16 protein-coding genes are annotated in these 20,869 nt (G+C 66.4%); 10 read left to right on the forward strand and 6 right to left on the reverse strand.

What is annotated here, in order from left to right:
- Positions 1-36: 36 nt before the first annotated feature.
- Positions 37-2,124 (forward strand): acyltransferase family protein, encoded by a 2,088-nt coding sequence (locus ACWGPF_RS06410; protein ID WP_452332034.1) that lies wholly within the window; start codon positions 37-39, stop codon positions 2,122-2,124.
- Between the two features lie 142 nt (positions 2,125-2,266).
- Here the strand turns inward: ACWGPF_RS06410 and ACWGPF_RS06415 are convergent, their stop codons facing one another.
- The 5 genes from ACWGPF_RS06415 to ACWGPF_RS06435 all read right to left on the reverse strand — a co-directional run bounded on the left by ACWGPF_RS06415 (position 2,267) and on the right by ACWGPF_RS06435 (position 9,250).
- Positions 2,267-3,505 (reverse strand): polysaccharide pyruvyl transferase family protein, encoded by a 1,239-nt coding sequence (locus ACWGPF_RS06415; RefSeq protein WP_452332035.1) that lies wholly within the window; start codon positions 3,503-3,505, stop codon positions 2,267-2,269.
- A 60-nt stretch (positions 3,506-3,565) separates the two neighbouring features.
- A complete protein-coding gene (locus ACWGPF_RS06420; RefSeq protein ID WP_452332036.1) occupies positions 3,566-4,612 on the reverse strand; it encodes a glycosyltransferase family 4 protein in 1,047 nt (348 codons plus the stop codon).
- Positions 4,609-6,060 carry an O-antigen ligase family protein gene (locus tag ACWGPF_RS06425; protein ID WP_452332037.1) on the reverse strand — a complete coding sequence of 484 codons (1,452 nt, stop codon included), beginning with the start codon at positions 6,058-6,060 and terminating at the stop codon, positions 4,609-4,611. The genes ACWGPF_RS06420 and ACWGPF_RS06425 overlap by 4 nt, the downstream gene beginning before the upstream one ends.
- Positions 6,061-6,185: 125 nt before the next feature.
- The gene (locus tag ACWGPF_RS06430; RefSeq protein WP_452332038.1) at positions 6,186-7,634 is read right to left on the reverse strand and encodes a lipopolysaccharide biosynthesis protein; all 1,449 of its coding nucleotides are present in this window, start codon (positions 7,632-7,634) and stop codon (positions 6,186-6,188) included.
- 59 nt (positions 7,635-7,693) lie between these two features.
- Complete coding sequence (locus ACWGPF_RS06435) at positions 7,694-9,250, reverse strand: right-handed parallel beta-helix repeat-containing protein (protein ID WP_452332039.1); 1,557 nt, start codon at positions 9,248-9,250, stop codon at positions 7,694-7,696.
- A 576-nt stretch (positions 9,251-9,826) separates the two neighbouring features.
- Here ACWGPF_RS06435 and ACWGPF_RS06440 point away from each other — a divergent pair.
- The 4 genes from ACWGPF_RS06440 to ACWGPF_RS06455 all read left to right on the forward strand — a co-directional run bounded on the left by ACWGPF_RS06440 (position 9,827) and on the right by ACWGPF_RS06455 (position 13,864).
- Positions 9,827-10,924 (forward strand): glycosyltransferase, encoded by a 1,098-nt coding sequence (locus ACWGPF_RS06440; protein WP_452332040.1) that lies wholly within the window; start codon positions 9,827-9,829, stop codon positions 10,922-10,924.
- Between the two features lie 545 nt (positions 10,925-11,469).
- Complete coding sequence (locus ACWGPF_RS06445) at positions 11,470-12,546, forward strand: acyltransferase family protein (RefSeq protein WP_452332041.1); 1,077 nt, start codon at positions 11,470-11,472, stop codon at positions 12,544-12,546.
- 109 nt (positions 12,547-12,655) lie between these two features.
- Positions 12,656-13,147 carry a 5-methylcytosine restriction system specificity protein McrC gene (locus tag ACWGPF_RS06450; protein WP_452332042.1) on the forward strand — a complete coding sequence of 164 codons (492 nt, stop codon included), beginning with the start codon at positions 12,656-12,658 and terminating at the stop codon, positions 13,145-13,147.
- A 39-nt stretch (positions 13,148-13,186) separates the two neighbouring features.
- Entirely contained in the window at positions 13,187-13,864 is a 678-nt protein-coding gene (locus ACWGPF_RS06455) for a siderophore-interacting protein (protein WP_452332043.1), read from the forward strand.
- On the opposite strand, the gene ACWGPF_RS06460 is transcribed toward ACWGPF_RS06455, so the two are convergent.
- Complete coding sequence (locus tag ACWGPF_RS06460; RefSeq protein ID WP_452332044.1) at positions 13,827-14,471, reverse strand: TetR/AcrR family transcriptional regulator; 645 nt, start codon at positions 14,469-14,471, stop codon at positions 13,827-13,829. The two genes, ACWGPF_RS06455 and ACWGPF_RS06460, sit on opposite strands and share 38 nt — an antisense overlap.
- Before the next feature lie 92 nt (positions 14,472-14,563).
- Here ACWGPF_RS06460 and ACWGPF_RS06465 point away from each other — a divergent pair, with 92 nt between their 5' ends.
- From ACWGPF_RS06465 to ACWGPF_RS06485, 5 genes are read left to right on the forward strand one after another with little or no spacing between them, the layout of a single operon-like run.
- A complete protein-coding gene (locus ACWGPF_RS06465; RefSeq protein WP_452332045.1) occupies positions 14,564-15,427 on the forward strand; it encodes an ABC transporter ATP-binding protein in 864 nt (287 codons plus the stop codon).
- A complete protein-coding gene (locus ACWGPF_RS06470; protein ID WP_452332046.1) occupies positions 15,424-17,097 on the forward strand; it encodes an ABC transporter permease in 1,674 nt (557 codons plus the stop codon). Before ACWGPF_RS06465 ends, ACWGPF_RS06470 begins: the two co-directional genes overlap by 4 nt.
- A 53-nt stretch (positions 17,098-17,150) precedes the next feature.
- Positions 17,151-18,182, forward strand: coding sequence for an ABC transporter substrate-binding protein (locus ACWGPF_RS06475; RefSeq protein WP_452332047.1), 1,032 nt, complete (start codon positions 17,151-17,153; stop codon positions 18,180-18,182).
- Positions 18,179-19,765, forward strand: coding sequence for an FAD-dependent monooxygenase (locus ACWGPF_RS06480; RefSeq protein WP_452332048.1), 1,587 nt, complete (start codon positions 18,179-18,181; stop codon positions 19,763-19,765). The genes ACWGPF_RS06475 and ACWGPF_RS06480 overlap by 4 nt, the downstream gene beginning before the upstream one ends.
- Before the next feature lie 42 nt (positions 19,766-19,807).
- The gene (locus ACWGPF_RS06485; RefSeq protein ID WP_452332049.1) at positions 19,808-20,848 is read left to right on the forward strand and encodes an LLM class flavin-dependent oxidoreductase; all 1,041 of its coding nucleotides are present in this window, start codon (positions 19,808-19,810) and stop codon (positions 20,846-20,848) included.
- The last annotated feature ends 21 nt before the right edge of the window (positions 20,849-20,869 follow it).

The raw sequence follows: 20,869 nt of genomic DNA on the forward strand, positions 1-20,869 counted from the left end.
TCGCATCGAAGACGGCATGGCCGATAGTCTGTCCTGGTGGCAAGCACCCCTGCAGCTGGCATAAGAACGGACATTCAAGCGCTTCGTGCGTACGCAGTGCTGGCGGTGCTGTTGAACCATCTGTGGCCCGAGCACGCCCCCGGGGGATACATCGGGGTCGATGTCTTTTTTGTGATATCAGGATACCTGATCACTGCCCATCTCTTGCGAGAGCATGCGCAGACCGGGCGCATCTCATTCAGTGCATTCTGGGCGCGTAGGGCGAAGCGGCTCCTACCCGCGTCTCTTCTGGTTCTGCTCGTGTCCGCAGTCATCGCGGTGACCATCATCCCTGAGGCAGCGCGGCAGGACGACCTCACGCAGATCGGATGGGCCGCGGCATATGTCTTGAACTGGGCGCTGTCGATGGGGTCACTCGACTACTTCGCGCAAGAGTCGAGTCAGACGCTCGTTGTTCACTACTGGTCGCTCTCCGTCGAAGAGCAGTTCTATCTCGTATGGCCAGTTCTGATTGCGGCAGCCCTCGCTGTCGCGGCGAAGAAGATGAGCGGGCGACACCGTCAAGCGCTGCTGACGGTGATCGGATCGGTCGCCATTGCCTCGTTCGCGTATGCGATCTGGGGGGTCGGAGAAAAACCGGAGGCGATCTACTTCGAAACGACCGCGCGCGCGTGGGAATTCGCGGTCGGAGGTTTGTTGGCGCTCCTTCCTGCGGTCAAAGCCACTTGGGCTCGGGTTGGATCTGTGATCCTCTGGCTAGCGTGGGTGCTGCTCATCTTGTGCGTGTTTGTATTCGATCCGAGCTCCGGCGTACCTGGGTGGGCCGCTCTTCTGCCAGTTATCGCCACCGCGGCCGTCATCGTGATCGGTGAAGCAGAGGGCGAGATTACGCCCCGACCATTGACGAACCTTCGAGCCGTGCAATGGCTGGGCGATGTGAGCTACTCCGCCTATCTCTGGCACTTCCCGCTGATCGTCGCGGCGCCATACCTTCTTGGGACCTGGCTCAGCGCAATTGATAAAGTGTCGATCCTTGCTCTTACGATTTTTCTCGCATTCGTCACGAAACGATACGTGGAGGATCCCGTTCGGTTCCGCGTGCTGCGGTCAGTCTCGCCGAAGGTCATTCTCACCGGGGCCGTAGTCTCGGTCGTGGTCCTCGGAGGCGGACTCGTGGGAGGTGTTCACGTCGCCGCGGAACGGGCGGAGGCCGCCGCCCAAAGCCTTCTCGAAGAGGCTCAGTCAGCCGGTCCCGAGTGCTTTGGCGCTCAAGCCGTTCTGAGTGGTGCCGAGTGTGCATCCTCGCATGTGCTTGCAGACCCCTCGTACCTCAACGCCTCGCCGGACGAGACACTCAATGAGGAGGACGATGTCTTGGGCGCGTTGACTTGCACCAATGAGGAGCGCGGTGAAGGTGTGGTCCGTATATGTCGCGAGGACGTTGCCGCCGCTGATGTAGCGGGTGAGATCGCCCTGATCGGGGATTCACATCTGATGGTCTGGCGCGACGCCATCAGGGCGACGGCTCGGGATCTCGACATGCATGTGAGCACATATTTTCGAGCGGGGTGTCCTCCTACCCTCGATCTCGACATCTTCGCCAAGGACGGCGCTGATCGAGAGGATTGCGAGAACTGGAAGGAGCCGGCAATCCACGGAATTGCTGATGATCCCACCATCGATGTCGTCGTGACATCCGCATGGGCGGACTCGTACCGCACCGCTGACGGTGAGAAGGACGACGGGTCGGGCTACGTGGAGGCATGGCAACTTTGGCTCGACGCAGGCAAGACCGTCATCGTCCTCAACGACACTCCACGCCTCGAGGGCACGATCGTCGACTGCATTCTGGAGGATGGCGTCGGATCTGTTGACCCCTGCTCACGGCCTCGCGAGCAGGCGGTGACGCAGACTCTGCTGGAGCGTGCAGCTGGACAGATCGACGATGAGAGGCTGCACTTCGTGGACTACACGAACGTCTTCTGCGATGACCGCTGCCACGCGGTGATCGGCGGCATACCCGCGTACCGAGACTCTCATCATGTGTCGGTACCGCTCACGCGTTCTTTCGGCACTGAAGCGTTCCGACCTGAACTCGAAGCGGCTCTTGAGGCTGAAACCTGAGGGGTGAGGAAGGTCAGGGGTAGGTCGATGCGAGCGAGGTGCTCGGGCGCTTAGGCCAGCGTCTCGGCGTCAACGTGCGCAACCGCCATCGTCACGATGATTGGCGGCACAGGCAGTCAGCAGCGACCTCCCCCCCTGACGTTCAGCCCCGAATCCTTCGACGCACCTTGCCAAGAAGCGCACGTCCCGACTTCACCGCATTCTCCGTGGCCTCCCGGCGCGGTGTCATGCGGCGGAGCTCCGCCTCAACTTTCGACTCTGAGCGTTCCACTCGCGTCGTGTCGACTGCTGCTTCAACTGCCCTGAGCATGTTGGCTTCCGCAGCGACAGCCAAGCGATCTGCGAGCCGGTCGGCATCACTGGGGCGATGCATCTCGAGCGCAGCCTCCACCGCACGATCGAGGTCGGTATAGGAAACCTGAGCGGGATAGGGGATATCCCACGTCGACCGATACTTCTCGAGCTTCTCCAGGAGCAGACCAACGCGAGGCACGCCGTATGCGGTGGACAGGATGAGCCCGTGAAGCGAGGTGCCGATCCACATGCCGGCACGAGCGATCTCAGTTGCCTTCTCTGACGCGGTGATCGATGTGGAGACATCTGCGCGGACAGTTCCCGAGATGACATTGATCCGTTCCGCTACATCGTGGAGCCTCGACGTCGAATCGTGCCCTGCCGCCTCGCCTGCGGAGAAGAGGCGTAGGTGGAACGGTTTCAAAGACGATGCTGAGACCAGCATACGAGCGAACGCATCAACCCCGATCCCATCGATGTACTTGACCTTGCTCTGCACGAGGGCGATGTTCCCGTCGCCGGGCGCAACAGGGTTGGTGAGGCGCATCGAGTGCACAAGATCGGGCGCCACAACATGGTCAATATCCTGGCGCGTGAGAAATCGAGACGATGCCCTGTCTCGAACTGAGAGGAAACTTGCCTCTCGCAGCGCCGCCCACGTCTCAATGCGGTGCCGGCCAGTAAGCCTCTCCGCGCCTGAGACGCCGACAGAGTTGACGACCGAGGGGCGATGTCGCGTCGACGCGTATCGCGACGGGCGCGGCATGTAGGGTGACGCGAACTCGGGAACATGTACGCCCCGCGCGGCGGCGGCGTGAGCCCCGGTCGCCATCGCGTCGGCCTGAGCCATCGATGTGCTTCCCGCCTCGCCCCCAACAGTCCAGATGAAGCGCACATCGCTGGTCGCGAATGTCTCCGGGTATGCGGAGATCTTATCGCCGTCGTACGAAGTCGTATCCGCGGAGAAAGGGGCCGCGGCGATGGTTGGCACCGTCAGATACTTCCTCGTCTGCGTCAAGAAGAGAATATCGCCGAAATTGTCGCGCTCGTACGCGCCAATGAGAACGCCGTTTGGTTGATCAGTCATCGTGTAGTTCCTTTGGTCTGCCCGCTGACCGCGAGATCCAGGTCCGATCTTCGGTTGCCTTCATTCACCCGCGGCGGTGCGACATGCCGCCTCGAAGCTAGGTGCGACGGCCTGAACGGTGAAGGTCTGGATCGCGCGCTCACGTGCACGCTCGCCGAGCGCTCGTCGTCGGCGAGGATCTCGCAAGTCGCTGAGTGCTCGAGACAAGTCTGCCGGATCGTCAGGGCGAACGGTCACTCCAGTGCCGCTCAGCGCCCATGCCAGCGGACCGAAATCCGATGCCACCACCGCGCGACCAGCAAGCATGGCGTCGATGATCTTCACCGGTAGCTGACCGCGCGAATACGGGCTTGTCGGGACGCTCGGGATGACCGCTATGTCGGTCGACTTCACGAGCTCGATCCCTTCGAGAAGAGTCGTTTGCCCGATCCATCGTTCGTTGGGAGACGCATCGGCCGGGGCAGCATCAGTCACGGTGAGTTGCAGCGCCCCGCCGTCAACGGCTCGCGCTGCCTTGCGGAGCACCTCGACGCCCTTGTGCGGCCTGTTCGTGCCGACGAAGGAGAGTGTCGGTTCACTCGAGACATGCTCAGCACCCGCGCCCGTGTCGAGTCGAGCGTGCGGCACGATGACCCCTCCGTACGCCTCTTGCAGTACAGGGTTTGAGACCATCACCGCTTCTCGAGGTAGCAGCGCAGCGAGACGTCGAGTCGGCCAGTAGCTCCCTCGACGAAGCATCTTCCCTAGCGCCCGCAGAGGCTTCCCCTTCGAGAGGATCGCGTCGATGTCCGGGTCGTCGACGTCGACCAGGATGGGGACTCCGGTGCGTCGCTTGAGCTCAAGCGCTAGTCCGAAAGTGTTCGGAAGTGGTTTAACCGCGACGATGAGGTCAGATTCTCGAGCGAGCATGTCCAAAGTCGGATCATTGGGAGAAACCACACTACAGTCAGCGAGGAATTCTTTTTCGGCGACAGGCCCCCAGACTGACCCCGGGACTGGAGCGATGACCTTCGCCTCCCAGTCAAGATGGCGAGCGAGAAGCCAGAGCACGTACGTTCGACCCGTGGAGTTATCCGACAGATCCTTCGTCAGCAGCAGCAATCTCAAGATCGCCCCTCCATATTCTCTTCATTTTGGCGAGGCTCGTGCATCGATGGCTTCTCGGCGGCGAAAAGATCTCGCCACTGCTTACGACTCAGTGTCGCAGGCGGCGGGGCATCGGAGAGCTCGCTCGGTTCGGCCGGCGCACGGTGCTGCGCACTTCCAGTCCTGACAAATGAGGCAACGATGCCCAACAACATGAGTATCGGCGGGAACGTCCAGGACGACTGCGTCGCGAAGCCGATCGCGATGAACGTGATGAGCGCGAGCGGGAGGCGGGCGGTCCGCCAGGAGCGCCAGGCCAGCCAGGCGACGAGCACAACGAAAGCAAGGAGTGCGATTGGTCCGAGCTCCGCGCCGATCTGAAAATAGCCGTTCTCGACTATCGGCCGTGAGCTCTTGCCATAGACGCCGTCGAGTGCATTATAGGCGTCCTGGTAATCGCCGAAGTAAACTGCGTATCGCCCGGGTCCGACGCCAAAAGGTAGGTGATCCCACATCATGCGCCATGCGATCTCCGCCTTCGCAGAGCGCACATCAAGGCTCTTCATCGGGTTTCCGGTAGGCAACGTTATTAGGCCGATCTTCGCCAGTTGCAGGAAGACAAAATCGCGCGCACCTGCAGAGATAGCGACCGCCGCAGCGGAGGCCAGCGCTGCGCCACCTAGGGCCATGAGAGCGATCTTGTTCGGTCGCAAGATGACAACCGCGATGATCGCGATTGCGGCTCCCGCGAGACCTGTTGTCGACTCCGAGAAAGTGACGCATACCGCTGCCGCGACGGCCGATGCATAATTCCTGCTGTACAGCATCACAACCAGGACGGCGCCAGCGTAGAAGCCTAGGTGCTGACCCTCCACGAACGGGCCGGACCTGGAGAACGTGGCTCCGAGGAATGTCAAGCCTCGTGGTGTCATATCGAAGCCAACCGCGCTCAAGAGTGGTCCCCACCCTGCCAAGCGGAACCATACCTGCAATCCGATCGCGCAGAGGCACAGCCAGATCGAGACTCTCAGCGCCTTCAAGAGAAGTGACGCATCGGTCTGTCTTACGAGAAGCCAAATCGCCAGGGCGAAGATCCCATAAACCGTGTACAACAGAATATCGAGGAGGCCACTCCTGGAAGTGCCGCGAATCGGTGCACTGATCTCGGCCGAGAGAAGCGGGCCGACGGCAGCGAGGATGACTGAAGCTCCGAGGATCGCCACGCAAACGATGTCAGGACTCACGGTGCGCGGTCTAGTCCGTCGACGCCACGTGAATGCTAGGGTGATCAAGGATGCGAAAGCGAGAATCTCACTCGCCTTCAGAGGTGCGCCGACGTCGATCGTGAATGCGGATTGGAACGGCATAAGCGCAACCGCCGCGAGCACGAGTTTGGTGTGAAGTGGAATGGAGTTGAACTCGTTGAGATTCGCCTTCACCTTCGCGTAAGCGGTTGTCAATAGGATCATTGACCGCTCCTCCCTTGATGGTATGGGCTGGCTTGACGATCTCGAATTTGGTCGTAATGAGCCCATGTCAATGGGCTAGCAAGGACTTTAATCATACCGGATGGCGCTGAGGGTCCCATCCTCACTCATCGAGACCTCCGAAGTAGCGAATCGAGGACCATGCGAATGTCGTTTCGAATCGTTTTGCTCGCTCCCGATACCGTGGCGTAGACGAGTGCAAAGACCAGAACTGAGCACGCGCTCGCTATCCATGGGCCGAACTGATGCGCTGCGCTTCCGGCGACCCACGCCAATGCGGCTGCGGCACTTCCGATAGCGGCAGGTTGGAGGACGCCTGGGATGACCGCTCGGACTCGTACACCCGTCGCGCGGCACGCCCATACCAATGCGATCGGCGACGATATGACCGCCGCGGCCAGGTAGCCGAGCGCGACGGCGACGGGGCCGAACGGCGCGACGGTCACGATGCAGGCAACTTTCACGACAAGTGAAACGAGGCTGTAGCGCCGCAGCGCCTTTCCTTGATGGCCCGCGATCATCATCCAGTTGGCCACAGACACGAGTTGCTGCGTGGCGGACGCCGCGGCAAGCGCGATTACGATCGGTACTGCGGGAAGCCACTGGTCGCCGAGTATCAACGCTACGAGCGGCTCGGCAGCTCCCGCCAGGAGCAGCGCGGCCGGGACGATTGTGTAAGCCACAAGCTTCTGGCCTCTGACCGCGGCGGACGAGAATGTCGAGGGATCGGCCGCTCGGCGGGAGAGGAGCGGAAGCGCCACCGCCGTGGCCGGCTGCTTCAGCATGACGAAGGGCTGCACTGCCAGCTGGAACGATCGTGTGTAGTAGCCGAGCTGCTGTGCTGGCGACCAGTACCCGAGAGCCAATGTGTCGACGTTGTTGCCCGCATATATCAAGGCCTGAGACCACGACACGCTCAGCCCGAAAGTGAGGAGCTTCTTCGCACCGTTGGCTCGCCGCGGGAGTCCTGGCAGCCATCGGCACGCGACAATAACAACCAGGCCGACGATCAGGCTGTTCGATATCTGCTGGACGATGAGAGCCCAAAACGATCCTCCGGCGAGGGCCACAAAGATGGCTATGGCGACCCCGCCAAGGGCACCTGACGAATCGGCGAGCGCCATCGATCCAAAACGCATTCGACGGTTGAGGTCGGCGCGATACTGCGCACTGATGCCGTTGAGGAGAAAAACGATGGACAGCCACGGCAGCGCTGTCGCGATCGTGTTGTTGTCGAAGGCGTCGGCAAGGATCGGTGCGAGCAGTAACACGGCGCCGCTCAGAACGATTGCGACTCCGACGTTCACCCAAAACAATAGATCGCGGGCCTCTCGTGAGAGATCTGGGTGTGTTGTAGCGGCTGCAGACAGGCCGAGATCGCGGAGAATCTCACCGATCCCGACCAAGGCGATGGGAACCGCAACCAATCCAAATTCAGTCGGCGTCAGAATTCGAGAAAGAACGAAGACTCCGAGAAAGAGCGTTGCGGCCTTCGCGATCTGCGCCAACATGAGAGTACGCGCTCCGCGGGGCGCGGATGGCGTGGTGTCACTCATACTTCACCAATCTTGGTTCTTCCGTACATTCACGTCAAGCGAGTCCAAAGAGTATTTAGCTATGACTCCGCCAGGGACCCATCCGTCTTCCGCCACTTGTCTCCGTCGGAGACGACGACGATGCGCCGATCCTCGTCGTATGCCAATGACCCGGGAGGCAGCAGTGCAGGTGCTCCGACATCGTTTGTCGAAGGAAGCATGGTCGTAGGTTGAATGGCTCCAGCCGTATCCTTGCTACGTTCGTTAAATGATGCGTAATTAGCGACGGCATTGAGGTCGGCGCCGCCACGCCATACCGTTCTCACGAGCAAATTTTCAAGCATGGCGCCCCGGTCTTCAAATACCGCGTTCGCAGTGGCGATGACGCGGTTGACGCTGGCGGCGTGAAGCGTTGCATCGCCCGGCTTGCCGATCGCGAAATTCGCCTGCACGCTGTTGGGCGGAATGTCCTCGCCCCCGGGCGTCCGAGGTAGCCCGATTCGCTGGAATGAATTCCCGGAGATCAGTACGTCTTCCGCATTTCGCGCGATTGCGACACCTGCTCGGTGGGGCCGTGTGATGTTGTTTCCAACGATGACGATGTTGCGGGCGATTGCAGTACCGCTATCCCCGCCTCTGATGAGTATGGCGAATCCGCTGGCGGTGACGTCCTTGTCGTCGCTCCCGCGGTGGATGTCAGAGATGAAGTTGCCGGTGATCGTGATATCACGCGGTCCCTCATACAGATTTATTCCAATTGATCCAGACTGCACTATCGTGTTCCCTGTGCAGGAGACGTTGCGAGGGCCTGCTTGGCCGGCGAATCCGCCGAGATGGATACCGAAGTAGTATGACTTGACGATAATATTGCCGGAACAGGTTACATTTCGATTGCCGCGCGAGATTGACACGCCGTTGTCTGCTGAGTACTCAATCCGATTGCGATTGAACCTGACGTTCTCACAGTTGGTGAATCCGATGTCCAGACATCGGTACGCGTAGCTGTCGTCTACTGCCGCCAGTCCGCGTACGCCCCGTAGATAGATGGGCAAGTCCTCGAGACCGAGAAGTCGGACGTTGCTCACGCTGATGTTCGTGAAGACTGGCGCGTCCTCGACGGTGGGTTCCGCGTCGCCCAGGACATAGAGCGCCCGCATCAGCCCCTCGCGCTGGTCACCGGATCCGGCATACGCCCTGGCATCTCGCGCGAACTGGCCCTTTCCCGACGCGACTCTTTCACCGTCGGCGTTGAAGTCGTAGAAGTCGGCGTCGTCCAGGTCATCGCCGTTGGTCAGCCCGCCGTCGAAGACAAGTCCGCGGATTTCAACATTGCGAGCGCCCTGGTCGGTGAGGGGTTCGCCGTCTGCCCCGATTGTGTCGGCGCTGCCTTGGAAGGCGAAGAGACGATCGGCGGGGCCCGCGGAAGTGATCACACTTCCCGAGCGGGACTCGAAGACGATGTTGCGCAATCCGTTCAGTGCGATCGGAGCGGAGAGCCTGTACAGGCTGCGGGTGAGGAGCACTGTCCCGCCGCCGACCTTACTGGCTGCAATCGCTGCGCGACGGATGGCCTGGTCGTCCCGATCACCCTCCAGGGCATGCAGCTCCGGCAGGTACACGCCGAGCTGCTCCTGCAAGGACGCGGCGTCGAGGGACCGATCGAAGTGAGGAGACGTCTCGTGGAGGGGTTTTCCGTGCGACTGCGTGAGTGCAGAGATGAGGTCCGGCGCTGTGAGCGCTCCGAACGCGGTGGCAGTGCCAGCTCCGGCTCCAGCAGCAAGGGAGGTGATCAGTACTCTCCGGGTCACATGGTCCCGCCCGACGCTCTCTGCGCGCGTGGTATCGGGCGTGTCATCGTGTTCTTCGTCGTCAGACGCGACAGTCCGAGGAAGCTGGTCGGCGGGCTGTTGGCTGTCTGCGCGCGCCCTTCGTCTCCAGCGCATCGACCACCTTCCTAATGAGTTGCGTCTCGTCACGTTAGGCGGCGCCTACATCGACAAGCGTATTGAACCGGCTCGGCATAGCTCGAGTCGCTTCGTCTGCTTCCGGAGCGGACGACGCGTGCGACGACCGGTCCGACGGTAGTCGTTCCGTTCCTGCGGATGCTGGGCGTGCAGCGGTCGCTGGGTGTTCTGCGTCGGTCTTCCACTACACCGTCCCCACATCCTCCCCCGCATAGGATCGACTCCACAGCACCACAAGGGGAGACGGCGTTGAACGGCATCATCGTGCACGAGTGGCTCTCGCCCGCGGGCGGGTCCGAGAACGTGTTCGAGGCGATCGCGAAGGCGTTCCCGTACGCCGAGCGGTGGTGCCTCTGGAACGACGCGGGCGACCGCTTCCAGCCCGTCAACGAGACGATCATTGCCCACACGCCGCTGCGCGGTCGCAAGGCGCTCGCGCTGCCGTTCATGCCCTCCGTCTGGCACAACCTGCCTCCGCGCGATCCCGATTGGGTGCTCGCGAGCTCGCACCTGTTCGCCCACCACGCGCGCTTCGGCGGCCCCGCGCGCCAGGCCCCCAAGCTCGTCTACGCGCACACGCCCGCGCGCTACATCTGGACGCCTGAACTCGACGGCCGCGGAGACAGCCTGCCCGCCCGTGCCGCCTCGGCCATCCTCAAGCCCCTCGACCGCCGCCGCGCACAGGAGGCCGTCGCCGTCGCGGCCAACAGCCGCTTCATCGCGCAGCGCATCGCCGACACCTGGGAGCGCGAGGCCGAGGTCATCTACCCGCCCGTCGCCGTGGCCGAGTTCATGGCCGAACCGCGGCTCACCGCGCAAGAGACCGACGTGCTCGACTCCCTGCCCGACGCGTTCATCCTCGGCTTCTCGCGCTTCGTCTCCTACAAGCGCCTCGAAGCCGCCATCGCCACGGGCCGCGCCGCCGACCTGCCCGTCGTGCTCGCCGGCTCCGGACCCGACGAGGAGCGCCTGCGCGCGATCGCCGACGAGACCTACCCCGGCCGCGTGACGTTCGTGCACCATCCGTCGACCCCGCTGCTCACCGCCATCCTCCAGCGTGCCTCGGCGCTCGTGTTCGCCCCCATCGAGGACTTCGGCATCATCCCCGTCGAGGCGATGGCCGCAGGCACCCCCGTGCTCGCGAACGCCATCGGCGGCGCGGTCGAGTCGGTCATCGACGGCGTCACGGGCGCCCACGTGCACGACTGGGAGTCGCCGAGCGAGCTGCGCGCAGCCGTCGAACGCGCCCTGGCCTCGTCGGCGGACGCCTGCCGCCAGCGCGCGAAGGAGTTCGGCGCCGACGTCTTCGACCGTGAGATCAAGGGCTTCGTCGCCCGGCATAGCTGAGGGCCCGGCCCTCTGCGTTCGCCTGGGATGCGAGGATGAGGCGTGGCCGTGTTCTCCGGTGCGACCAAGCGAGGGTGTGGGCGGCTCTCCGCGATCTTCGTTGTGGGATGTCCCTACACGTCTTAGTCCCCTGTAGATCGGATGACGAAGGCCTTCACGGCAGCGGTCGTGCCTTCGCCGATGCGGTTGTTTACCGAGACGCCTCGGACCTTCGCGCCTGGAAAGATCACAGTCGTTGGCGACCTCGATGCGTTCGTTCTGACTAGTAAGAGCGGACGAAGAAGTATCGTCCCGGCCGAGAGGGACCTGGTTGCTGCTGCGACCGAGCCCATGGGTGAGCGCAAGTGGCGCGAGATACACCAGGCTAGCGCTGGCGACGAGCGCACCGCGCTCCACCTACAGCCCCTCCCTCCGACGTATGTCGGAAGGAGCGGCTCACGTGCGCGACGCTTGAGACGGAATCTCCAGCGCGCCGACATCTGTCCCGCCGCCGACGGTGCTCGACGGATTAGGGGGCAAGGACGATCACCGATATATTACCCGTCATGCCGGAATCCAGACGTCTCGAGTGGTTGGATGCGGCGCGGGCGTTCTCAATCGTCGCGATCATCCTCCTACACCTCAACATCTGGGTCTTCCCGCCGCTATACGAAGCGTTCCCCGATATGGCGCTGTGGAAGAGGGTCATGTCCTTCACTGGTGCCTTCCGTCTCCCCGTGCTCTTCGCCTTGTCGGGCTTCCTGGTAGCGGATCGTGTCCGCGCCGGATGGTCGGACCGTCGCAACGCGCTCCGAGCGTGGACGTCGTACTACCTGTATGTCGTATGGCTCGCCGTCTACGCTTCCCTCTCCGGACTGCTCCCAGGTGTCCAGCCAGTCGGCGTCTCCTGGCCCAGCTTTGTGAAGCAGCTCTTCGCACCCCAGACGCCGCTGTGGTTCGTCATGTTCCTTGCGATCAACGTTGTCCTCCTCACGACGCTCCACCGTGTGCACCCGTCGATCGTCCTGACCGGTACGGCATTCATCTCCTGGGCCTCCATCCGGTTGAACTTCCCTGACGACCTCGCCATGGTCGAGCGAGGGCTCTACTACCTCTTCTTCTTCGCGCTCGGCGCGTACGGGAAGCAGGCCCTCACCTACTTCGGATCTTGGCGAGGGCTTTGGTGGCGAGCGCCCGTGATGGTCATGATCGCCATCGTCGCGATCGATACTTTCCAGAATGAACGGATGAGCCTGTTCGGTTACTTCGGCGCGATCGTCCTGAGAGACATCAGCGCGATCCTCTGCATCGTTGCCGTCATGTCCGCTCTCTGCCTGATCCGTCCGGTCGCTCGCGTTCTCGGCTTCGTCGGCAGCCGTACGCTGCCGGCGTACGTCATGCACGTGCCGCTGATCTGGCTGATTCTCCTCGGCCGCGATGCGCTCATGCCGGTGTTCGACATCTACCTGCTCAGGATCTCCGCGCCGGTACTCGCCGTCGTGGCGATCATCGGAGCGAGCATCGGGCTGCAGTGGATACTGACCCGGTCTCCGATTGGTCGTGCGCTCTTCGAGATGCCACCACCTCTGCGGAATAGGATCCTTCGAATCCGCTCCCAGCACACTTCCGTCATCTCGGCGTGACTCCACGCTTGGCGTCTATGCTCATCGGCTCTCCGGCGTGTCCTGCTCCGCAGGCTGGCGCCTCGGTTGACGGTCGCGATCACGCTCGTGCTCGTGCTCGTTCTCTCAAATGACTCAGGGCCGCCGAGCTGTCACGGCGCATCCTCCGCGACGACCCGCTGGGTGTGTCCGCCGACGACGACACCAGTCACGGCGTGCTCATCGACGTCGCCGAGCTGTGGGAGCTGTTCGTCGTGCACGCATCGCGCGGGCGACCGATCTGCCGGTGCGCCTCGATACGTCAGCACACCTCGCGCAGTCCGCTGTCGACCCCACGCGCACGATCGGGCGGCTCTATCCCGACGTCGTCGTCGGCGAGACGTCCACCGCCGCAGTCCTCGATGCGAAGTACAAGCGCCTTGGCGGGCGGCGCGGCGTCGACCGTGAAGACCTCTACCAGCTACATGCCTACGCGTCGACGCTTGAGACACCCGTCGCGGCGCTCGCATACCCGCTCGCGGCTGGGAGGCCATCCCCGACGCCGAACGTCACGGCCCATGGGACACTGAGCGCAGTATGCTTTGGTTGCTCGCACTCCCGACGACGCACGACGCATGCGTAGAAGAGCTGCGAGGCTGGTTCGGAGAAGGGCGCTGACGCCGTGACCGTGCTTCCCCAGTCGGAGGTCGCGACGGCCGAGGTCGTGCGCGTCATGCGGCTCTCGCCGACGTTCGTGCGCATCACGTTCGGGGGAGACGGGCTCGACCGCATCGGGACACCCGGCCACGTCTTCGACGCGCGCATCCGGCTCATCTTCCCCGCGCCATTCGGCCGCCTGCTCCGCTTGTCCGGCGCAGGGTGGATGAGCGACTACCGTGCGCTTCCCGACGACGAACGCGGCCCCATGCGCACCTACTCCATCCGCGAGCTGCGCGCCGGGTCGGCGGGCACCGAGGTCGACATCGACTTCGTGCTGCACCTCGAGCCGGGCAGCACGGGCCCCGCGACGACGTGGGCGAGCGCCGCGCAGCCGGGCGAGCGCATCCTCCTCGCGGGGCCGAGCGGCTGCGATCGTCGCGCAGGCGTCGAGTTCGACCTCGGAGCCCTCGACGTCGTCGACATCGCCGGCGACGAGACCGCGTGGGAGACGCGGATCTACTCGCGGACGGGCCAGGACCTCGACGATGGAGGCGAGCCCGTCGGCGGCCGCTACATCTGGATAGCGGGGGAGAGCGCGATCGTCACGACACTGCGGCGCCACCTCGTCGACCGCCACGCCGTGCGACGCTCGCAGGTGGCGTTCATGGGGTACTGGAAGGCGTCGCGCCCCGCAGGATGAGCGCGAGCTTGCGCCGAAGCATCTCTTCGGGCGGCAGCGAGAGCGTGGCGGCCAGTGCGTCGCGCAGCGCTCCGTCGGCACCGCGCAGCGCAGCGGGATCGTGATCGTCTGAGCGCCATCCGGCGGTGCCGTGGGCGTACGAGACCTCGAGGATGATGTCGGCGAGCGCGATGACGTCGACCGGGTCGAGTCCGCTGCGCGACACGGTGGCGCGCAGCTCGCCGATGAACGCCCAGTAGTGCGGGCGCAGCCCGTCGAGGGCGACGGGCGTCGTGTACCGCCGGGCGAGCTCGCCGGCCAGCCCGGGGTGCGCGCGCATGAGCCGCCAGACCTCGACCGCGAGCGCCGTGGCGTCGTCGCGCCAGCTGTCGGTGGGTTCCGGCCACGGCGCGTCCGCGAAGATCCTGTCGACGGCGAGGGCGAGCATCTCGTCGCGCCCCGCGACGTGGTTGTACAGCGAAGAGTGCTTGACGCCGAGCGACTCCGCGACGCTGACCATGCTCAGCTGGTCGATGCCGACGCTCACCGCCGCTGCGACGACCTGCTCGCGCGTGATCTGCGCCGGGCGTCCGACTCGCCGTCTCGTTGCGCCCTGCTCGATGGTCATGGGTCCCCCTGTCTCCACGGTCGACGCCGGTCGTTACGCGCGAGCACGCGACGTGTGAACGCCGTGTAACAGTTTCCGACATCGTGTTGTAAATGTCGAGGGCGCGCGTCAACATCAATAAACAACATGGTGTCAGTAACTGGAGCGAGGAGCCGAGCATGACGCGCAGGATGGACGAGGCGATCGTCGTCCGTGACGTGACCAAGGTCTACGGAACGGGCCCGCACGCGGTCACGGCGCTCGACGGCGTCGAGTTGCACCTGGCGCCGGGGTCGTTCACGGCGCTGGTCGGACCGAGCGGCTGCGGCAAGTCGACGCTCCTGCGCATCCTGGCCGACCTCGAGGGCATCACGAGCGGATCGGTCGCGATCGGCGAGCGGTCGCCGCGCGAGATCCGCACGGCAGGAGATCTCGGCATCGCCTTCCAGGAGCCCGCGCTGCTGCCGTGGCGGTCGGTGCGCGGCAACATCGGATTCCCCGCACAGGTCTCGCGCCGGAAGATCGACGCCGCCCGCGTCGACGAGCTGGTCGACCTCGTGGGCCTCGACGGGTTCGCCGACCGCCGGCCCTCCCAGCTGTCCGGCGGGATGCGGCAGCGCGTCGCCATTGCCCGCGCTCTCTCGACCGACCCCCGGCTCCTGCTGCTCGACGAGCCGTTCGGCGCCCTCGACGAGTTCACCCGCCAGCACCTCAATCTCGAGCTCCAGCGCATCTGGATGCATGAGCGCACGACGACCGTGCTCGTCACCCACTCGATCGCCGAGGCCGTGTTCCTCGCCGACCGCGTCGTCGTCATGTCGCCCCACCCCGGCCGTGTCGTCGAGGTCGTCGAGGTGCCGTTCGCGCGGCCCCGAGAACCCGAGCTCATGCTCGAGCCCGCGTTCGCCGACGTCGCCAACCACGTGCAGCGCCTCATCTTCGAGATGCAGGGCGAGCGGCTGCGGAAGACGGCATGACCGCCGTCACCGCGAGCCGCGAGCCGGACGCCAACACCGTGCGCGACGAGACCGTGCGCAGTGTCGGCTCGGAACGGCCGGCACCCGGCCCGGCATCGGCCGCATCGCGCGCGCGGTCGGCCGTCGCGCGCCTGCGCCCCGTCCTGGGCGCCGCCGGACTGCTCCTCATCGCCTGGCAGGCCGCCGCCTGGTCGGGTCTCGAGGCCGCCCACATCCTTCCGGGCCCGATCGCGATCACCGGAGGACTCGTCGACTCGGCGCCGGCGATCGCGGCGAACCTGCCGCTCACGGCGGGCTCGGCGCTCGTCGGCTATGCGATCGCCGCGGCGCTCGCCGTCGCCGCGGCATGCCTCGCCGCGATGTGGGCGCCCGCCCTCACCCAGGTCGTGCGTGCCGCCATCGTGCTCGAGAGCCTGCCCACGCTCGCTCTCACCCCGATCGTCGTGATCGTCGCGCCGGGGCACACGGCGGGATCGGTCCTCGCGGGCCTGTCGGTGTTCTTCATCGTGCTGATGGGCACCGTGTCGGGGCTCGGCGCGGCGTCTCCCCTCATGCTCGAGGTGCACAGGGCGGCCGGCGGGCGCGCAGCGGGCGCCGTCTGGAGCGTGCGCCTTCCGGCCGCGCTGCCGTCGATCTTCTCGAGCCTCATGATCGCGGTGCCCGCCGCGGTCGTCGGCACGATCATGTCGGAGTACCTCGTCGTGGGGCAGGGGCTCGGCGGCATCATGCTCGCCGCGTACGAGGCCATGGACTCCGCCCGCGTGTGGGCCATCGCGCTCACGAGCGCTGCCCTCACGGGCGCCCTGTTCTGGGCGATCGGGCGCATCCGCGACCTCGTCGTGCCATGGGCCGCCTCACGATCCACCGAGTACCGCGCCGCCGCGCCCACCTCGTCATCCCCGGCGCATCGGATGGCCGTGAGTGCGCTCACGGGCGTCGTCACGGTCGTCGTCGTGCTGGGACTGTGGGTGCTCGCCGTGCGCGGGCTCGGGCTCAACGCGTTCTTCGCGAAGACCCCGTCCGACGTCTGGGGCTACCTCGTCACCTCGCCCGACGCGCGGGAGAACCTCGCCGAGATCCTCGCCTACCTCGCACCCACCCTGGCCAAGGCGCTCGCGGGCCTCGCCATCGGCACGGCCGCCGCCGTCCTCGCGGCATGGCTGATCGTGAGCCTCCCGCTGCTCGAACGCGCCGCCATGCCGCTCGTGGTCGCGTTCCGCGCCGTGCCGCTGCTCGTGCTGACTCCGGCGATCGGGCTCCTGGTCGGGTCGGGCGCCGCGACCGCGGTCGCGCTCGCGGCCATCCTGTCGTTCTTCACGACGCTCATCTCCCTCGTTCAGGCGGCGCGATCGACGCCGCGCGACGTCGTGCTGCTCGCACGCAGCGCGAACGCGGGCGCCTTCGCCACGCAGCGGCTCGTCACCGCGCCGTTCGCGCTGCCGGCGCTCTTCGGCGCTCTGCGCATCACCGCTCCCGGCGCGCTGATGGCCGCCATGAGCGCGGAGTGGCTCATGACCGGCGACGGCATCGGCTTCCTGATGATCCAGGGCGGCATGGAGTCGCGCTTCACCACGATGTGGTCGGCGTTCGTCGTGATGGCGGCCGTCTCGCTCCTCGTCTTCTTCGCCGTCGCCCTCGCCGAGCGCGTCGTGCTGCGCCGCCTCTCCTGAGCCCCCTCGCCACCCGAACACCCGCGTCGACCTCCCACCCCGAAGGAATCGCCATGCCCTCTTTCCGCCTCCTGCTCGCTCCCACCGCCCTCGCCGCATCCGCCCTGCTGCTCGCCTCGTGCGCAGCCGCCGAGACGACGGCGGAGGGAGCCGCGACCGAGACGGCGCCCGCCGCGCTCGCCGTCCAGAACCGCTGGGTGAACAACGTGCAGTTCGCGGGCGGCTTCGTCGCCGAGGCGTCCGGGTTCTACGAAGACGAGCAGCTCACCGTGACGAGCACCCCGGGCGGGCCCGGTGTCAACGTCGAGCCGCTCGTCGTGCAGGGCACGGCCGACATCGGGCTGAGCAACCCCGCGAACACCGCCCACGCCGTCGCCGAGGGCGCGCCGCTCACGATCGTCGGCGCCGTGTACCAGACGAGCCCGTCCGCAGTGATCTCGCTCGCAGACGACCCGATCGAGGCTCCCGCCGACCTGGTGGGCCGCTCCGTGGGCGTCACGGCGGCGTCGACCGCCAGCTTCACGGCATGGCTCGCGTCGGCCGGCGTCGACGCGGCCGATGTCGAGATCGTCCCGATCCAGGGGGATGCCGCCCCGCTCGTGAGCGGCCAGGTCGACGCGATCTCGGGGCTCGCGACCAACCAGGGGGTAGCGCTCGAACTCGCGGGGGAGCAGCCGGTGGTGCTCGAGCTCAGCGACTTCGGACGTGATTCGATGGACCTCACCTACACCGTCGCGACCGCCGATCTCGATGATCCCGAGCGGCGCTCGGCGATCGTGCGGTACCTCGCCGCCGAGATCCGGGGGTGGCTGAGCGTGATCGACGACCCGCAGGCGGCCGTCGACGTCGTGCTCGAGGGCCCGGGGGCGGACCTCGACCTCGACGCCGTGCAGCAGCTCGAGCAGGCGACGCTCACGAACGACTACATCCGGCCATCCGACGACGTGCAGGTGCTCGCCATGCCAGAGGAGCTCGTCGACAAGACGCTCGCCACGCTCGCGCAAGACGGGGTCGACGCCGACGCATCGCTGTTCGACGGCTCGCTCGTCGACGAGGCCTACGCCCTCATCGAGGCCGGCGAGTGACCGCCGCGGACGACGTCGAGGTCATCGTCGTCGGCGCCGGGCCGACGGGGCTCGCCCTCGCGCTCGACCTCGGCCGGCGCGGCATCCGCACGATCCTCGTCGACCGGGGCCTCGCGCCGCTGCCGGGCGTGCGGGCGGGGGGTCTCAGCGCTCGGATGATGGAGCACCTCCGGCGACTCGGCGTGGCCGCCATCCTCAAGGACGTCGCCCCGCTGCAGCCCGGATGGCCCAAGTCGAACATCCTCACGACGAGGCTCGCCGGGCACCTCGTGGGGGAGTACGCGCCCACCGGCGCGCACCTCGACTTCCTGTCGTACGCGGCCGAGATGCCGCAGAACGCCCCCTCGTGGCTGGTCGAGACCATCCTGCGCGGCCTCGTGCGCGACGAGCCGACGGTCGAGACCCTGTTCGGATGGCGGTTCCGCGGCGAGCTGAGCGACGGCGACGAGCGCGTCGAGATCGCGCTCGAGGGGCCCGACGGCTCCGCGAGGCGCGTTTCGGCGCTCTACCTCGTCGGCGCGGATGGCGCTCGCAGCCGCGTGCGCGAGACCGCCGGCATCGGCGTGGAGGGCCGCGCGGGATTCGCGACGCGCTGGATGGTCGAGTTCCGCTCCGCGCTGCTGCGGCACACGATGGGCAAGGGCAGGCACAACGGCTACAACTTCGCCAATGCCGACGTGTCGGGCGGGCTGCTGCAGCAGGACGCGACCTCGTTGTGGACCATGAGGTTCGACCGGATCGCCGACGACGTGCCGCGCGAGCCGCGCGAGCTCGTGCGCCGGGCGGTGGGGGCGGATGTCCCGATCGAGTGGACCGGCGACCTCGTGGAGTGGCAGGCGAACGCCTACACGGCGAGCACCCTCGTGCGCGGGCGGGTGCTGCTCGTGGGAGACGCCGCGCATGCGATGCCGCCGGGCGGGTACGGACTGCACCTCGGCAGCGTCGATGCGGCCGACCTCGCCTGGCGGCTCGACGCCGTGCTGCGTGGATGGGGCGGGCCGGCCGTGCTCGGTGCCCTCGACGACGAGAGGCTGCCGCTCGGGCGGGCGTACGTCGCCATGGTCGACACCTCGGGCCGCCCGCCCGCCGTGCCGGACGGCGCCGAGCTCGACACCGACAACGGGGCGGCCGTGCGCGCGGCCTGGGGCGCCGCCGTGCGCGCCGGAACCGAACGGCAGATCGACCGGCTGGCCACGTCGCTGTTCGACACGCTGGGCGAGTCCGCCCTTCTCCTGCGGGAGGACGACGATCCGCTCGACGCATCGCGCCCCGGCGACGTCGTGCCCGGTCGGCGCCTGCCGCACCGCTGGCTCGCCGACGGACTGTCGCTGTTCGACGTCCTCGGACGCGGATTCTCGATCGTGCACATCGACGACGCGCTGACCGAGGCGGAGGCGCTCGCGGAAGCGGGCCGAGCCCAGGGAGCGCCCGTCGACGTCGTGCGCGTCGACGCGCTCGACGGGTGCACGCGGATCGCGCTCGTCCGGCCCGACCATGTCGTGGCCTGGCGGTCGACGGCCGCGGGCATCGACGCCGAACGGATCATCGCGGCTGTGACCGGAGCGGCGGTGCTCGCGCGGTAGCGGGCGGGCGGCATCCGCCTTGCGCTGTTCTAGCGTGAGGGGATGACGCGACGCCTCGCCCTCGGGATCTCGATATCGCCCACCTGGCTGCGGGCGGAGCGATGGCGCAGCGCGGACAGCCGCGTCGAGGAGCTGTTCGAGCTCGCCCCGTTCGCCGACCTCGCGCGCGACGCGGAGGCTGCCGGCTTCGACGTCGTGTTCGCGCCCGATGCCGGTCACCTCGACCCCGACGTGCTCGACCGCTCGCCGGGGTTCAGCACGCTCGACTCCCACACCCTCGTGTCGGCGCTCGCCGCAGTGACGCAGCGGATCGGCCTCGTGCCGACCGTGCAGACCACGTTCGCGTCACCCTACGACACGGCGCGGCGCATCATGTCGCTGCACCGCATCAGCGACGGTCGAGCGGGATGGAACGCCGTCACGAGCCTCGGAGGCCACGAGAACCACGGCATCGCGGCACCGCCGGCCTCGGAGGAGCGCTACGACCGGGCACAGCGGTTCGTCGAGACGGTGCACGCGCTGTGGGACAGCTATCCCGCCGGGGCGATCGTCGCCGACCGGGCATCGGGTCGGTTCGCGCACGGGGTCGGCCGCGCGGATGCGCATGGCGTCGCCGGCCCCCTGCCCGTCGAAGCGCACGCTTCGGGCCATCCGCCGCTGTTCCAGGCCGGAGGATCGCCCGCCGGCGTCGCGTTCGCGGGATCAGCCGCCGACGCCGTGTTCGGCATGGCGGGCGACCTCGCCGCGGCGCTCGCCCAGCGGTCGGCGCTCCGTGCCGCCGCGGAGCGGGCGGGGCGCGACCCCGACGCGGTCCGGTTCCTCCCCGGGCTGTCGGTCGGAGGCGCGGGCGGCGCACACTGGACGCTCGACGGGGATGGCACCGCCATCGCCGACGGCATCGCGCGCTTCGCCGACGCCGGTGCGATCGACGGCTTCATCGCGCTGCCCGCGAGCTGGACGGCCATGCGCGTGCTGGTCGACGAGGTCGCCCCGCGCCTCGCCGAACGCGGGATGGCGTGGGGCGCGTCGGGACCGCGGACCCTGCGCGGGCGACTCGGGATGGACACGGCGGCGCCGCACTGAGCCGCCGCGGGGGCCGTCCCG

Source organism: Microbacterium sp. NPDC055683, assembly GCF_053617895.1.

Excerpts from the sequence above, each read along its gene's own strand:
- ACWGPF_RS06415 (WP_452332035.1), bottom strand. The coding sequence starts at position 3,505 with ATGACTGATCAACCAAACGGCGTTCTCATTGGCGCGTACGAGCGCGAC.
- ACWGPF_RS06425 (WP_452332037.1), bottom strand. The coding sequence starts at position 6,060 with ATGATCCTATTGACAACCGCTTACGCGAAGGTGAAGGCGAATCTCAAC.
- ACWGPF_RS06430 (WP_452332038.1), bottom strand. The coding sequence starts at position 7,634 with ATGAGTGACACCACGCCATCCGCGCCCCGCGGAGCGCGTACTCTCATG.
- ACWGPF_RS06445 (WP_452332041.1), top strand. The coding sequence starts at position 11,470 with ATGCCGGAATCCAGACGTCTCGAGTGGTTGGATGCGGCGCGGGCGTTC.
- ACWGPF_RS06450 (WP_452332042.1), top strand. The coding sequence starts at position 12,656 with ATGACTCAGGGCCGCCGAGCTGTCACGGCGCATCCTCCGCGACGACCC.
- ACWGPF_RS06460 (WP_452332044.1), bottom strand. The coding sequence starts at position 14,471 with ATGACCATCGAGCAGGGCGCAACGAGACGGCGAGTCGGACGCCCGGCG.
- ACWGPF_RS06465 (WP_452332045.1), top strand. The coding sequence starts at position 14,564 with ATGTCGAGGGCGCGCGTCAACATCAATAAACAACATGGTGTCAGTAAC.
- ACWGPF_RS06470 (WP_452332046.1), top strand. The coding sequence starts at position 15,424 with ATGACCGCCGTCACCGCGAGCCGCGAGCCGGACGCCAACACCGTGCGC.
- ACWGPF_RS06475 (WP_452332047.1), top strand. The coding sequence starts at position 17,151 with ATGCCCTCTTTCCGCCTCCTGCTCGCTCCCACCGCCCTCGCCGCATCC.
- ACWGPF_RS06485 (WP_452332049.1), top strand. The coding sequence starts at position 19,808 with ATGACGCGACGCCTCGCCCTCGGGATCTCGATATCGCCCACCTGGCTG.